Here is a 14,723-nt window from a genome sequence, read left to right as displayed (position 1 = left end):
CCGCGGGACACGCGGTACGGCGGGGCCTACCAGTTGGCGGGGGCGTAGTCCTTCAGGAAGCAGCCGTACAGGTCCTCGCCCGCCTCGCCGCGCACGACCGGGTCGTACACCCGGGCCGCGCCGTCGACGAGGTCCAGCGGGGCGTGGAAACCGGCCTCGGCGAGGCGCAGCTTGTCGTAGTGCGGGCGCTCGTCGGTGATCCAGCCGGTGTCGACCGAGGTCATGAGGATGCCGTCGGTCTCGAACATCTCCTGGCCGCTGGTCCGCGTCACCATGTTCATCGCGGCCTTCGCGGCGTTGGTGTTCGGGTGGCCGGCGCCCTTGTAGCCGCGGCTGAAGACACCCTCCATCGCCGACACGTTCACGACGTAGGCACGGCCGCTGGCCGCCTTCTTCGCCGCCTCGGCCATCACCGGCCGCAACTTGCTGATCAGGATGAACGGCGCCGTGTAGTTGCACAGCTGCGTCTCGAGGAGCTCCACCGGGGAGATCTGCTCGATGCTCTGCACCCAGGTGTTGGACTCGACGACGTCGGGCACGAGGCCGCCCGCGTCGATGGCGGTGCCGTCGAGGTGCCGGGCGAGGCTGGCGTTGCCCGCGACCAGGGCGAGGTCGGCGACCTGCTGCGCCTCCAGGTCGCGCACGCCGACGGGCAGCTCGGACGATCCGACGAGCTCGCCGACCGCGCCCGAGTTGAACGCGCCGATGACGTGGTGCGCGGGCAGCTCGCCGGCGGGCAGCGGAGCCGTCTCGCCGTCGACGAGCGCGGCGTACGCGGAGGGCAGCCGGCGCACGGTCTGCGTCGCGTTGTTGATGAGGATGTCGAGCGCGCCGGCCTCGGTCATCTGGTCGGCGAGCGCGACGGCCTGGGCGGGGTCGCGCAGGTCGATGCCGACGACCTCCAGGCGGTGCATCCAGTCCGCGGAGTCCTCCATCGCCTTGAAGCGGCGGATGGCGTCCTTGGGGAAGCGGGTGGTGATGGTGGTGTGGGCGCCGTCGCGCAGCAGCCGCAGCGCGATGTACATGCCGATCTTGGCCCGGCCACCGGTGAGCAGCGCGCGCTTGCCGGTGAGGTCGGCACTGGCGTCGCGCTTGGCCCGGTTCAGCGCCGCGCACGGCTGGCAGAGCTGGTGGTAGAAGTAGTCGACCTCGACGAACCGCGCCTTGCAGACGTAGCAGGAGCGCGGACGCTGGAGTATCCCCGCGATCCGCCCCTCCTCGGTGACCGAGGTGGGCAGCAGGCCCTCGGTCTCGTCGTCGATGCGCTGCGCGGAGCCGGTGGCCGTGGCCTCGGTGACCGCCTTGTCGTTCGCGGTCTTCGCGGCCCGGCGCTCCTGGCGGCGGCGCTGCTTCACGGTCCGGTAGATCCCGGCGGTGGCACGCCGGACGGTGATCGCGTCCGGGTGGTCGACGTCTATCTTGTCGAGCTCGTCGAGGACGCTCAGGCAGACGGCCAGGCGCTCGGGGTCGATACCCGGCCCGTATTCCTGGGTTTCTTCGGTCACCGTCATGGCCTTCGGGTTCCTCGTTCGCTCGTACGTCGCCGCTCGCGGGCATTCAAAGACCCAACTTTACGGAGCGGGGGGCCGCGCCTCCAAACCCGTTCGGGGGGCGTGGTCGAAGACACAGTCGCCGCACAGCCCCGCCCCCGGGGCGCGGTAGTACAGGCAGCAGCTCGTACGCCGCAGCCGGGGGCCGCGGACCGTCCCCGCCAGGTCCGGGTGGTCCAGGAGCCCGGAGACCAGGGCGGCGGCCCGCTCGGCCGCCTCCGGACGCCCGTGGGCGCGCGCCCAGCGGGTCAGCTCGCGCAGGGCGCCGGCGAGGGCCGAGCCGGCGTTGCCCCAGAGGAGCCGCGGGGAGATGTTCCCGTCGCGGCGCAGTGCCGCGTGCAGCGGGACGAGATGGGCGTCGACGACGGCCGCGCGCAGCTCGTCCACGGTCCCGGGGCGGGTCTCGGTGCCGGCCCACCACAGGTCGTCGGGTGCGGTCAGCGACCCGTCCCAGTACAGCCCGGTGGGGTCGAGGGCCGGGAAGCGGCCGTGGAGCGCGGCGGGACCGAGGGCGGTGGACCAGAGCCGGGCGGCGAGCCCGAGGTGGGCGACGGAGGCCCCGACACGCCGCTCGGGGGCGCCGAGCCGGGCGGTGACGTGGTCCACGCGCGCGGTGAGGGGGCCGTACTCCCCCGCGTACAGGCGGGCGAGCGGACGGTGCGCGCCGCCGGTCGCCGGGGCGGTGGTCCGCAGGACGAAGAAGCCGCCCGGCGATCCGTCGTCGCCGCTCGCGCCGAGATCCATTTCCGTACGCCCCCGCCCGCAGATCCTGTCGTCAGGTCCCACCGTAACGACTCCGCGGGCTCCCGGAGAGCCACCCCCGAGCGGCCGGAAAGGCCGCTTTGCACCCGTTCCGACCTGCACAGGTGTACATCCCGAGTCGTATGCGCGCGCTGTGTACTGCGTCGGCGGTATCCGCGAAGACGTCCCCTGGTACGACGACGCGAACGGCCGGAAAGGGGGATCGTGGAAGGTATGAGTCCACTCATGCTGTCCGTCGCCCTGGCCCTGGCCTCCGCGGTCGCCTACGCGGCCGCGGCGATCGTGCAGGAGCGCGTCGCGGCCTCCGCCGCCGGCCCGCGCTACGCGCCGCTGCGCAGCCCTGCCTGGTGGGTGTCCGTCCTGCTGAACGGCGTCGGCGCGACCCTGCACGTCGCCGCCCTGGCGTACGGGCCGCTCAGCCTGGTCCAGCCGATGGGTGCGCTCACCATCGTCTTCGCTCTGCCCATGGCGGCCCTGTTCGTCGGCCGCAGGGCCGGGCGGCGGGCCTGGCGCGGTGCGCTGATGGCCACGGCGGGCCTCGCCGGGCTGCTGAGCCTCACCAGCGGCGCCGAGGCCCGGTCCCTCACCGACGGGGAACGGTGGCTGCTCGCGGGCACCACCTTCGCCGCGGTGGCCGTCCTGTTCACGGTCGCGCACCTGGTGGGCCGGTCCGTCCTGCGCAGCGTCGTGCTCGCCGCGGCCGCGGGCGTCTCCTTCGGCATGGCCTCGGTCCTCACGAAGTCGGTGGCCGAGGAGTGGACTCCCTCGGCCCCGCTCGCCGAGTGGACGGGGCTGCTCGTGCTCTCCGCGTTCGCGGTGACCGGCCTGCTGCTCTCCCAGGCCTCGTACCGGGGCGCGGGCCTCGCCGCCCCGCTGGCCACCGTCACGGTGGTGAACCCGGTGGTCGCGGCGGCGGTCGGCGTGACGCTCTTCGGCGAGAGCTTCCGCTACGGCGCGGCGGGCACCGTCGCCGCGCTGATCTGCGGCGCGGTCGCCGCGGGCGGCCTCGTCCAGCTCACGCTCGACCGCATGGCGGTCCCGCCGGAGTCGCTGTCGGTGTCATCGGCGTCGGACAGGCCCGCCTCAGACGGAGACTCCGCGCGCCCTGAGATAGGCCAGGGGGTCGATGTCGGAGCCGTACCCGGGACGCGTCCGAACCTCGAAGTGGAGGTGCGGTCCCGAGCTGTTGCCGGTCGATCCTGAGCGGGCGATGCGCTGACCTGCGTGCACCCGCTGGCCCTCGCGGACGGTGAGGGCGGAGAGGTGCGCGTACTGGCTGTAGCGGCCGTCGTCGTGGCGCAGGACGATCTGGTACCCGTACGCGCCGCCCCACCCGGCGGAGACGACCCGGCCGCCGGCCACGGCCTTGACCGAGGTGCCGGTGGGCACGGGGAAGTCCACGCCGGTGTGGTAGCCGCTGGACCAGGAGGAACCGCGGGTGCCGTAGCGGGTGCCGATGTCCGCGGAGACGGGCGCGGAGTAGCTGTCGGCGGAGGGCTTGGTGGCGGGCTTGGGCGCGGTCTTGTGGGCCGGCTTGGTGGCGGGCTTCGAGGTGTGCTGGGTACTCGGCCTGGCCGCGGGCTTCGGGGCGGGCTTCGCGGCCCCCGCAGTCTTGTGTGAGCCGGCCTTGGGGGGTGCGGTCCTGGGGGGCGTGGCCTTGGCCGGTCGAGGGACGGCCTTCTGCGCGGCCTTGGGCACGGTCTTCGGCGCAGGCTTCTCAGCGGCTTTCTCGGCAGCTTTCGGCGCAGCCTTCTCCCCGGCCTTCTCCGCGGCCTTCTCGGCGGCCTTCTTCGGCGCCGTGATGCGCAGGGTGAGGCGCTGGCCGGGGAGGATGAGGTCGGGGTCGTCGCCGACGACCTGCCGGTTCGTCTCGTACAGGCGCTGCCAGCCGCCGTTGACGTGCTCGTCCCGGGCGATCTTCGAGAGGGAGTCGCCGGGCGTCACGGTGTACATCTCGCGCACGGTGGGCACGGTCGTCGGGCTCGCGCTGCGCGCGGCCTGCTCGGGAAGGAGGCGCTGCCCGGGCAGGGAGGCCGTGCGGACGGCGTTCCCGCCGCCGGCCGGCTGGGCCGCAGCGGCGCTCCGCGGAGTGACGTCGGGCGTCTCCCCGCCCCGGGCGAGCCCCGCGCGGGGGCCGCAGGACGGCCAGGCGCCGGCACCCTGGCCCTTGAGGACGCGCTCGGCGATCGCGATCTGCTGGTCCTTGGAGGCGAGGTCGGCGCGCGGGGCGTAGTGCGTGCCGCCGTACCGCTCCCAGGTGGACTGGGTGAACTGGAGGCCGCCGAAGTAGCCGTTGCCGGTGTTGATGTGCCAGCTGGAGGAGGACTCGCAGGACGCGACCTTCTCCCAGACGTCGAGCGAGGCGGCCTGTGCGGCGCCCGCGCCGATCAGCGGCAGCGCCATGCCGGCGCCTCCCGCCGTGACGGTGAGCGAGGCACGGTTGATCCGGCTCGGCTGGTGGCGGCGGTGACGTCCGCGTACGGCCATGGGCCCCCCTTGAACACAGCAGCAGCCGTCCAAGTTAGGGGTGGTGCACGCTCCGTGACAAGGGCTCGCGCGAAACCTCAACCGCCTTGTGTCACCTCTGGGTTGAATCCGCTCACCCGCCCGCGGGGCCCGGTTCGGGCTGAGGTTCGGGTTCCGGTACGGGCCCGCCCGGCTGGGGCACCGGGGTGGGCGAGGGTTCCGGTGGGACCGGCACCGGGTTCGGCGGGGGCACGGGCGGCGGCGAGGGAACCGGCGGCGGGATCGGCGACGGCGGCAGCGGATCGGGGGATGGGTGGGTCATGACGGACCTCCCGGTCGACGGAGACCCCTGGCGCGTGGGCTCCGCCGCGCGGGGCCTCACGAGGGCTCCCCTTCCAGGGTGGCCCCGCCGCCCCGGCCCTGCCCACCGGATCCCGCCCCTCGGGTCACCCGGCCCCTCGGGGAGGAGCCGGGTGGCCGGGCGGTTCAGACCTGGGCGGGCACGGCGTGCGGGCCGCGGACCGTGTCGCTGCCGGGGACGGGCGCGGACGCGTCGCTCCCGAGCTCGACGATGCGGTTGTCGCCATCGACGTGCACGACGCGCGGTACGAAGCTCCGCGCCTCCGCGTCCTCGAGCTGCGCGTAGCTGATGAGGATCACCAGGTCGCCGGGGTGCACGAGGTGGGCGGCCGCGCCGTTGATCCCGATGACACCGGAGCCGCGCTCGCCCTCGATGACATAGGTCTCGAGGCGGGCTCCGTTGTCGATGTCGACGATGTGGACCAGCTCGCCGGGCAGCAGGTCGGCGGCCTCCATCAGCTCCGCGTCGATGGTGACGGAACCGACGTAGTGCAGGTCGGCCTGGGTCACGGTGGCGCGGTGGATCTTGGACTTGAACAGAGTACGCAGCACTTTGGACTCCTCTGAGACGGCTCCCTGCCTGCTTCGTGCAGGTCAAGGGCGGTCCCGACTGTACACCGGCACGCGCCGAACGATGTTTGTGAGGAACATCGCTCGGTCGGGCGACACGGGTCCTCACCTGGGATTTCGTGCTGTCACCGGCGGCTGTTCAGGCAATCCTCCGGGAACGCCCGGCGACTCATGCTGACCGAATGCTGACTTACCTGATGAGCCATCAAACATGTGGGAGGCCACTCTGCACACGGACGACGTGTGTCCCCGCACCGAATTGTCGGGCCTCCTGTTGATTCAGTCGGTTGATCCAGTCGGGACTGGAGCACTCGACGGCCCGCTGCCGGGCCCCGCCGCCCGGACCTCGTCCTCCGCGGCGTCCCGCACCACCGCGAGCCGGAGCGACGACCCCTCGCGGTCGAACCGGATCGTGTCGCCCGGTCCCGCCCCGCCCCGCAGGATCTCGTGCGACACGGCGGAAACGAGCTGCTTCCGGATCGCCCGCAGCAGCGGACGCGCACCATCGTTGCCGTCGCCCAACTCACTTACCAACTCCCTTGCCTCGCGGGCGAGTTCGAGCGAGATCCCCTTGCCCGACAGGTGGGCTGCGACCACGCCGACATGCAGGTCGACAAGCTGCTCCAGCTCACTGCGGCCCAGCGTCGCGAACTCGACGACGTCGTCGAGCCGGGTCACGAAGTCGGCCCGGAACTGCTGTCGTACGGCGTCCGGACCGGCGAGGCCCGACGTCATCACCAGTACCACGTTGCGGAAGCTGACCAGTCGGCCCTGGCCGTCGGTGAGCGATCCGTGGTCGACCACCTGGCGCAGCAGTCCGTGGACGTCCGGGTGTGCCTGCTCGATGTCGTCCAGGAGGACGACCGCGTACGGGCGGCGCCGAACGGCCTCGGTCAGCTGGCCGCCCTCCTCGTAGCCGACGTAGCCCGGTGGCGCGCCGATGAGACGGGTGACGGACTGCTTTTCGGCGTACTCCGACATGTCGAGCTGGATCAGCGCGTCGTCGCTGTCGAACATGAACTCGGCCAGTGCATGGGCGAGGTGGGTCTTCCCCACGCCGACCGGTCCGCAGAACAGGAGCGCGGCAATCGGCCGGTTCGGATCCCCGAGGCCGGTGCGGGCGTTGCGCAGCGCGGCCGAGACACTGGCGATCGCCTCCCGTTGGCCCACGACGCGGGCGCCGAGGCGCGCCTCCATGCGGAGGAGTTTCTCCAGTTCCTCCTCGCGCAGCCGGGAGACCGGGATGCCGGTCCACTGCGCGACCACGCGTGCGACATCCTCCTCGTCGACGATCCCGGACTCGCCTGCATCGGGCCACCGCGAGCCGGAGTCGAGTTCGATCCGGCGCTGCGAGGCGGCCTCGTCGATGAGGTCGATCGCCTTGTCGGGGAGGTACCGGTCCGCGATGTAGCGCTTGCTGAGCGACACCGCAGCGGCGAGTGCGGCATCGGTGATCAGCACGTCGTGGTAGCCCTCGTAGCTGGGCCGCAGGCCCCGGAGCATCTCGACGGCGTTGTCGGTCGTGGGTTCCTCGACGTGCACCGGCTGGAAGCGGCGCTCCAGCGCGCCGTCCGACTCGACGTACTTGCGGTACTCGTCGCGCGTGGTGGCGCCGAGCGTGCGCAGCGAGCCGCGGGCCAGCATCGGTTTGAGGAGGTTGCCGGCGTCGACCGCGCCCTCCGCGGCGCCGGCTCCGATGATCGTGTGCAGTTCGTCGATGAACAGGATGATGCCGCCGTCCGCCGCGTCGACGTCCTTGAGCACGGCCTTGACCCGGTCCTCGAACTCCCCCCGGTACGACGCCCCGGCGATCAGGGCACCGACGTCCAGCGCGATCACCCGACGGTTTTGCAGCGCTCCCGGAACCTCGCCCGCGACGATGCGCTGGGCGAGCCCCTCGGCGATGGCGGTCTTGCCCACCCCCGGGTCGCCGATCAGCACGGGGTTGTTCTTGCGCCGCCGGGACAGCACCTGGACGACCCGGGCGATCTCGGTGTCGCGGCCGACCACGGCATCGAGTGTGCCCCGGAAGGCGAGCTCGGTCAGGTCGCGGCCGAACCGGAGCACCTGGCTGGACACCCGGGCGGGCCGCCATCGGACGTCCAGGCAGGTGCGCTCGGGTTCGGCGTCGACGACCTGCCACGGTCCGCGCACGCGTCGTACGGCGTCCAGTACCGCGGTCCGGTCGGCGCCCGTGGCGCGCATCAACTCACCGACCGGGTCGCGCCGGTCGGCCAGGGCGACGACGAGGTGCTCGACCGACACGAACGCGTCGCCCAGCTGACGTGCCTCGTGCTCGGCAGCCCGCAGTAGCGAGAGGAGCCCGGGCTGGGGCCGGGCCGTTTCGGCGTCGGCCGTCGGCCGCTCCCCCGCGAAGTCGCCCAGAGGGCCTCGGAAGTCCTCCGGGCTCACGCGTAGCGAACCCCGAAGATCATCCGGGTCCACGCCCAGGTCCGCCAGCACCGGCCCGACGATGGTCGCCTGCTGGTCGAGGACCGCGGCCAGCACTTGGGCCGGTCCGGTCCCGGCCGGACCATTCGGCCCCGGACCGTTCGGCGTCGGACCACTCGGTCCCGGCGACCAGGCCCGGTCCAGCGCTTCCAGCGCGCGGCGGGTGTAGTCGGCCTTCAGCTCTTCGCGGGGGAACATCTGCGTCGTCTACCTATCCGGCTCAGGCCTCGTGCCGCGTCGCCGCGGTGCCGCTCGATCCCTTGGCGCGGGCGCGCACCTTGACCTCGATGGCCTCCCGGGTGAGCCGGCGCTGCACGTCGACCGCCGCCTTCTTGCCCATCTCGACGGCGCCCTCCATCCACGCCATGAAGGTGCTGGCGATGTCCGAGGTCGCGAAGTGGACCCGGCCCTCCGGGCGGGAGAGCTCGGAGTGCCACCGGCTGAGGCGCTGCGGCGGGTACGCCGCCATGCCACCGCGGCCGGACCACTGGTCGCCCACCCAGTCATGACACTCGTAGGCGACGAGCTCGGCGTCCGGGCACATCGTCTTCACGAACCGCTCGATACCGGCGAAGCTGGTGCCGAAGCGGTCGTCCCGGTCCGGGTGGTCGATGAAGAAGCCGACGACGAGCTGGCCGTCCTCCCCCAGATCGTGCTCGCCGAAGATGACAGCCGCACCATTGGCCTGGGGAGCCTCCGCCAGCATGTAGGGGAATCGCGGCGCGTTCTTGACCTGCGCGTACACCTTGACGGGGTAGGCGACGCTGCGCTCGCTCGAGGTGGTGAACTTGGCCTCGCTCAGCGGCGGTTCGAAACGGATGGTGGACCAGCAGGCCAGCGGGGTCGCCACGACGACCGTAGCCGCCGTGAAGGTGTCGCCGGCCTCGGTCGTCACCCTCACGCCGTCCTCGTTCTGCTCGACGCTCGCCACCGGGGTCTCCAGCCGGATGTCGGCCCCGGCGGAGTCGTCGGCCATCGCCTGGATGAGCGCACCGGTGCCCTCGACGATGTAGGCGTCCAACACGCCCCAGGTACGGATCAGGCTGTGGTCCATCTGCGCGATGAACCCCAGCGGGGGAAGCGCGGAGATCTCCTCCGGATAGCGGCCGGTGAGGATGGTCCCGAAGAAGGTGAAGAAGCCGCGGACGGAGTCACTGACCCCGAGGCTGTCGAGGTACTCGTTGTAGGGGATGTCCAGGTCCTCGACGTTCTGGCGGTCCAGCGGCACTCCCCGCTGAATCCGGTGCGCGTCCGTGAGCATCTTGAAGGCGGCCTTCTCGAAGTCGTAGACGTCCTCCAGCGGCACCGGCAGCGGGCCCGGGTTGTACTGCCCGGCCAGCAGTGTCGGGTAGCACTCCGGCATCGAGCTGTGCGTCATGGTCAGCCCGTACCGCTCGATCTCGGACATCATGTTGACCTGGCGATCGGGCCACACCCACTGCCCGCCCAGCTCGACGATTCCCTCGTAGGCCCCCACACTCCGCTGCTCGGACCAGGTGCGACCACCCAGCCGGTCGCGCGCCTCCAGCAACAGCACGGAGTAGCCCTGATCCGACAGATCCCGGCACGCGCTCACCCCGGCGAACCCTCCGCCGATGACGATCGTGTCGTAGTCGAACGTCCCGTCCTTCATCTTCTGCTCCCTTGATTCTGTTCCGATGACTGGAGCAAGTGACTGAATCGCTTGCTCCAGTCGTTTGCTCTGGAATGTGATGCGGGTTGCAGCCCGTCAATCCCTGCCGGCAGTGCTACTTCGGCAAGGAGCTGGGGTGAGCTACAGAGCGGCGCGGCGCCCGCCGAGGCCTTGCGGCACAGGGCTGCTGAGAGGTCCCGACCAGTCCATCCCGGCGACGCCGAGGCTGCGCCGGCATGACGGTGGACCGCAGATGGGCGCGTGGCTGTAGCGCTTGTGGTGGTGGCGGTCACGTGGGCACCGGACCCGCCACGGGTCAGCCGAGTTCGCGCTTGAGGATCTTTCCGGTGGCCGTCATCGGGAGCGATTCGACGAACTCGACGATGCGGGGGTACTTGTAGGCCGCCATCTGCTGCCGCGCCCAGTCGACCAGCTCGGCCTCGCTGAGGTCGGCGTCGGCGTTGCGGATCACGAAAGCCTTGATCTCCTCGCCATGGCTGTCGTGGGGTACGCCGATCACCGCCGCGAGCGAGATGTCGGGGTGGGTCATCAGGACCTCCTCGACTTCACGCGGGTACACGTTGAAGCCGCCGCGGATGATCATGTCCTTGGTGCGGTCGACGATGTAGTAGAAGCCGTCCTCGTCCTTCCTGGCCAGGTCGCCGGTTCGGAACCAGCCGTCCCGCATGGCCTCCGCGGTGACCTCGGGGCGGTTGTAGTAGCCCTTCATGATGTTGTGGCCCTTGATCGCGATCTCGCCGACCGCGCCGACCCCGGTGACCTCGTTCCAGTCACGGTCGACCAGCTTGCACTGCACCCCCCAGATCGGGATGCCGATCGAGCCCGGCCGCGGCTCGCGCTGCGGGTCGGAGAACGTCGTGACAGGCGAGGTCTCCGACAGGCCGTAGCCCTCCAGGATCTGGATTCCGAACCGCTTCTTGACCTGGCTGATGATCTCCATCGGCAGGGCTGCGCCGCCGGACACTCCGACCCGGAGGTTGCGGGCGATCCGGTCCACGTCGACGTCGTCGGTGAGGGCGCCGAGCAGGCCCCACCACATGGTGGGCACGCCGGCGAAGAAGGTGATGTCCTCCTTCTCCATGAGCGCGACCGCCTGTGCTGCCTCGAAGCGCGGCAGCAGTACGAGCGTGGCGGCCATCGAGAAGCCCGCGTTCATCTGCACGGTGGCGCCAAAGGTGTGGAACAGCGGCAGAGTGAGCAGGTGCGTGTCAGTCGCGGGCCGGTTGCCGAACAGACCGTTGCAGCTGAGCGCGTTGAGCACGAGGTTGGCATGGCTGAGCTCGGCGCCCTTGGCCTGGCCTGTCGTGCCACTCGTGTACAGGATGACCGCGGTGTCGTCGCTCGAGGTGACGGCGCTGTCGAAGGTGGGTGCCTTGCCGATCAGAGCCGCGCCCAGGGTTCCCGCGCCCTCGATCGGGCTGGCCGCGGCCGGGTCGGCGGTGATCAGGAAGAAATGCTCGCAACCACTGGCCTGCTCGAAGCCGGCGAAGCCTTCGGCACCGATCGGCAGTTCCGGAGTGCCTTGGAAGCAGAAGTACGCCTTCGCGTCGGAGTCGGCGAGGTGGTACGCAATCTCACGGCTCTTGAGGAGCACGTTGAGCGGTACCACGACCGCGCCGGCCTTGAGGATGCCGTAGTAGACGATCGGGAAGTACGGCAGGTTCGGGCAGCTGAGGGCCACCTTGTCTCCGGGCCTGATCCCCCGCTCGACGAGCAGGTTCGCGACCTGGTTGGCGGCGCTGTCCACCTGGGCGTAGGTGAGCCGGGTATCGCCCAGGACCAGCGCGTCACGGGTGGGGTGACAGCGGGCGCTGTCTTCGAGGAGCGAGGCGAGATTGAGCATGATTCCTACTTGCGGGTGCGGGTGCGGGTGCGGGTGCGGGTGCGGGTGCAGCAGAGCCGACAGAGGGTGTCTCTGGGGCCGTCGTCATGGAGTCGGGGCGTCGTAAGGCCCGACGGGTGCGCCCCGCCGTGTGTGTCGGAGTCGGCAAACCGCACGCGGCGAGGCAGGGCTCTCAGGCTTCCGCGGCCCGTACTTCCGATCGGACTGCCGCCTCCGGCGACGGGACCTGGGACTTCCCTTCGTCGAACCCGAACAGCGGGGCGACGAAACAGAGAACGAACGTGGAGATCGCGACCACGAGGAACCCGACGGTGAAGCTCCCCGTCATGTCTCGGATGGCGCCCACCGCATAGGGGTAGAGGACACCGCCGACGAGGAGGGCGCAGCCGAGGACGAGACCGTTGACGGCACCGACGTGCTCACCGTCAACCGACTCGTTGGCGGCGGTGAGCGACAGGGAGGCTCCCGCGTAGCCGGCCAGGCCGATCAGTGGGAGGGAAACCGCCGCGAGGGTGTAGTCCCCCACGGCGACCGCGTAGCAGAGCAGACCGACGAACGCCGCCGTCGTGATCCCGGCGAGGACGATGACGATCTTGCGGCGGCCGGTGACCCTGTGTGAAAGCAGGCCGAAGGCGACAGCGGTGATGATGCCGGCAAGGCTGGACGAGGACGAGAACAGCCCCGCGACGGACTCCGGCCAGCCGGCGTTCATCAGAATGGTGGGCATCCAGCTCACGACGAGCGAGAAGAGCCCCCAGGTTCCCGTGTAGAACGCCATCGCGGAGAGCACGGGCCGCGTGCGGGCCGCGCGCAGAATCGCGCCGAACGCCTTCGTCCGAGTGCCTTCGGCGTCCTGTCCTCGCGCTTCTGCCGCTTCCGGTGCGGGGGCGTTCTTCAGGAAGAAAAGGGCCGCAAGGAAGAGAACCGCCAGATACCCGGCCTGCACCAGCAGCCCGTAACGCCAGTCCACGGATCCGAGCACCATGGCGAACACCACGAGTGCGAAGAGCACGCCGATGCCGTCACCCGCCAGCATCACGCCGGCCGCCCGGCCGGCCTGCCCCGACTCGAGGAACCAGCTGATGGCCAGCGTGTAGGGAGCCACGATCATGAGGCCGACAGCCACGCCGCTGACGGCGCGTGCCACCAGCGCACCGGTGTAGCCGTCCACGTAGGCGAAGAGGATCTGGCCCGCGATGGAGAGGGCCAGCGCAGCGAGGATGACGCTCTTGGGCCCCACTCTGACGACAAGCGCTCCACCCAGAACCACCGCGATGCCGCCCATGGCGGCGGTCACGGACATGAGCGAAGCCGCTTGCGCGTAGTTGAGGGACAGATCCGCCGCGATCGAGGTCAGGCTGGGCGTCCAGCCGTAGTACGGCAGAGACATGCCGACGATGACCAGGAACGAGACCGCAAGCATGCGCCACTTGCTGTTTGATGCTCTGGACTGCACGAGTTGCTCCTATTCACGCGATGGTCGCGATGTACCGGGAGGCCTGGCTGAGCGGGCTGCGCGGCGTGGGGCCTGGCCTCCGGTCCGGGTTCTCGGTGCCCCTCGGGAACTGGAGGCTGCGGCCCGCGAGGTGCCTACGGTTCCTTTTCGGACAGCACCGAACTGGGACAAGAAGCCCTGCGGATACGTCGATGGCGGTGCACAACGCACCATGACCTCGCGCAGGTCGGCTGTCCCCGCCCGCGCCGGAAGGCGGGGACAGCCGGGTTGATCGCAACGTGACACGGCAGGTTGCACTCCGCAGGACCTCTGATGTCACAGATGTCCGTCGTCAGGCGGGCTCACCTGCGTGTCGGCGTCGTCGATTCAGCGTCTCGGTCGAGGGGGCATCACAGCCCGAGGTGATCCGCGAGCTCGCTGTAGTCGACCTGCCACAGCCCCGGGGATCCCTTCGGGTACTGCGAGCGGAATCCGATCAGGCGCTGCACCCGCGGCGAGAGGGTCTTGGCCAGTTCGAGGTCGATCAGGAAGGGGTGAGCCTCCTCGCCGACCAGGTAACCGGGATTGAGAGCGAAACCTACCGCCCGCCGGTACTCGTCGGACGTGACGTTGGCGCCACCGCCGTGCACCGTCTTCCCGCTGAAGAAGAGCGCGTCGCCCGCACGCATCAGAGCCGGGATCGTCTGCTCGGGAGTCCCGCGATCCTCGAAGTCCTCCCAGTGGTTGCTTCCCGGGATGACACGGGTGGCCCCGTTCTCCTCGGAGAAGTCGGTCAGGGCGATCAGGAAGTTGACGGTGACTTCCGGGCCTGCGGGCCCCATGCCGACGAACGGGAAGTAGTTCTCCAGGTCCCGGTGGAGAAACTGCGCCGTGTTGCCGGGCCCGATCTCGATGACCTGCGCAGTGGTCATCCAGTAGGTGCCCGACTCCTCCAGGTAGACGGCGTCGGCGAGGGCGTGCACCAGGTCGTGGTCGATGACCTCACGTCGGAACGTCTCGCTGAGCGTGACCAGGTTCGTGAGCCGCTTGGTGTTCTTGCCGTGGAACTCGGCGACGAACTCGTCCTCGTGCTTGGAGCCGGCGGCCAGTTTCTGGAGAGGCTGCTCGATCTCGCGATTGAACCGCTCGACCTGCTCCGGGGTGAGGAGTCCTTCGATGATGACGCCACCGTCCTCGTGGAAGACGGCCAGGACCTCATCGACCGGTGCGGAGGCCGGGATCCGGCGCAGGGAAACCTCTGAGATGGTCATGCCATACCTTTTTCGTTGTCGGGGCGCGGGACGATTGTGTTCAGCAAGAGCCGATGGGGCTCTCTTGTAAGCGCGATTCCAGTTGAGGGCGGTCCTCGGTGGCTGAAACCGAGCGCCTATACGTCCGGCGCCTGTGACCTGGATCTCTAGCTTGCTCCCTGCGGATCACGCCGTACCACATCAGTTCACCTCCAGTTCGCGCGGATCGTGGTGCACAGTGCACATGGGAGGAGTCGCGGAGCATCTCTTCGCCCCTCGCATGGCTGAAAAGCGTTGGTAGGTCCGAAGCGAGGCACCCTGCCGTCCCCTCGCCCGACGGGCGGCGACGCGACCTGGGGGCTCGGAGGACGCCGCAGCCGGC

At 70.3% G+C, this 14,723-nt stretch carries 10 protein-coding genes; 1 reads left to right on the top strand and 9 read right to left on the bottom strand.

The features are described from left to right. Positions 1–26: 26 nt before the first annotated feature. Complete coding sequence (locus tag AC07AW_RS33435; protein ID WP_478819225.1) at positions 27–1,511, bottom strand: SDR family NAD(P)-dependent oxidoreductase; 1,485 nt, start codon at positions 1,509–1,511, stop codon at positions 27–29. A 60-nt stretch (positions 1,512–1,571) separates the two neighbouring features. After that, positions 1,572–2,294, bottom strand: coding sequence for a (2Fe-2S)-binding protein (locus AC07AW_RS33430; RefSeq protein WP_478819224.1), 723 nt, complete (start codon positions 2,292–2,294; stop codon positions 1,572–1,574). Positions 2,295–2,525: 231 nt separating this feature from the next. Between AC07AW_RS33430 and AC07AW_RS33425 the strand changes: the two genes are divergently transcribed. Beyond that, positions 2,526–3,515 (top strand): DMT family transporter, encoded by a 990-nt coding sequence (locus AC07AW_RS33425; RefSeq protein ID WP_478819223.1) that lies wholly within the window; start codon positions 2,526–2,528, stop codon positions 3,513–3,515. Here AC07AW_RS33425 and AC07AW_RS33420 read toward each other — a convergent pair. The 7 genes from AC07AW_RS33420 to AC07AW_RS33390 all read right to left on the bottom strand — a co-directional run bounded on the left by AC07AW_RS33420 (position 3,396) and on the right by AC07AW_RS33390 (position 14,362). Next, on the bottom strand, positions 3,396–4,799 hold the full coding sequence (locus tag AC07AW_RS33420; protein WP_478819222.1) for a transglycosylase family protein: 1,404 nt from the start codon (positions 4,797–4,799) through the stop codon (positions 3,396–3,398). The genes AC07AW_RS33425 and AC07AW_RS33420 overlap by 120 nt on opposite strands. Before the next feature lie 465 nt (positions 4,800–5,264). Beyond that, positions 5,265–5,690 carry an aspartate 1-decarboxylase gene (gene panD, locus AC07AW_RS33415; RefSeq protein ID WP_478819221.1) on the bottom strand — a complete coding sequence of 142 codons (426 nt, stop codon included), beginning with the start codon at positions 5,688–5,690 and terminating at the stop codon, positions 5,265–5,267. Between the two features lie 297 nt (positions 5,691–5,987). Further along, positions 5,988–8,357, bottom strand: a complete 2,370-nt coding sequence (locus AC07AW_RS33410) for an ATP-dependent Clp protease ATP-binding subunit (RefSeq protein WP_478819220.1) — start codon at positions 8,355–8,357, stop codon at positions 5,988–5,990. Between the two features lie 22 nt (positions 8,358–8,379). Beyond that, a complete protein-coding gene (locus AC07AW_RS33405; RefSeq protein ID WP_478819219.1) occupies positions 8,380–9,792 on the bottom strand; it encodes a flavin monoamine oxidase family protein in 1,413 nt (470 codons plus the stop codon). Positions 9,793–10,108: 316 nt separating this feature from the next. Further along, the gene (locus AC07AW_RS33400) at positions 10,109–11,656 is read right to left on the bottom strand and encodes a long-chain-fatty-acid--CoA ligase (protein ID WP_478819218.1); all 1,548 of its coding nucleotides are present in this window, start codon (positions 11,654–11,656) and stop codon (positions 10,109–10,111) included. A gap of 172 nt (positions 11,657–11,828) precedes the next feature. Further along, entirely contained in the window at positions 11,829–13,112 is a 1,284-nt protein-coding gene (locus AC07AW_RS33395; protein ID WP_478819217.1) for an MFS transporter, read from the bottom strand. 389 nt (positions 13,113–13,501) lie between these two features. Further along, positions 13,502–14,362 carry a phytanoyl-CoA dioxygenase family protein gene (locus tag AC07AW_RS33390; RefSeq protein WP_478819216.1) on the bottom strand — a complete coding sequence of 287 codons (861 nt, stop codon included), beginning with the start codon at positions 14,360–14,362 and terminating at the stop codon, positions 13,502–13,504. Positions 14,363–14,723 lie beyond the last annotated feature (361 nt).

Source organism: Streptomyces sp. NPDC044003, assembly GCF_056435185.1.
The sequence above is the reverse complement of the archived record's forward strand: the minus strand, read 5'-3'. Positions and strand labels throughout refer to the sequence as shown.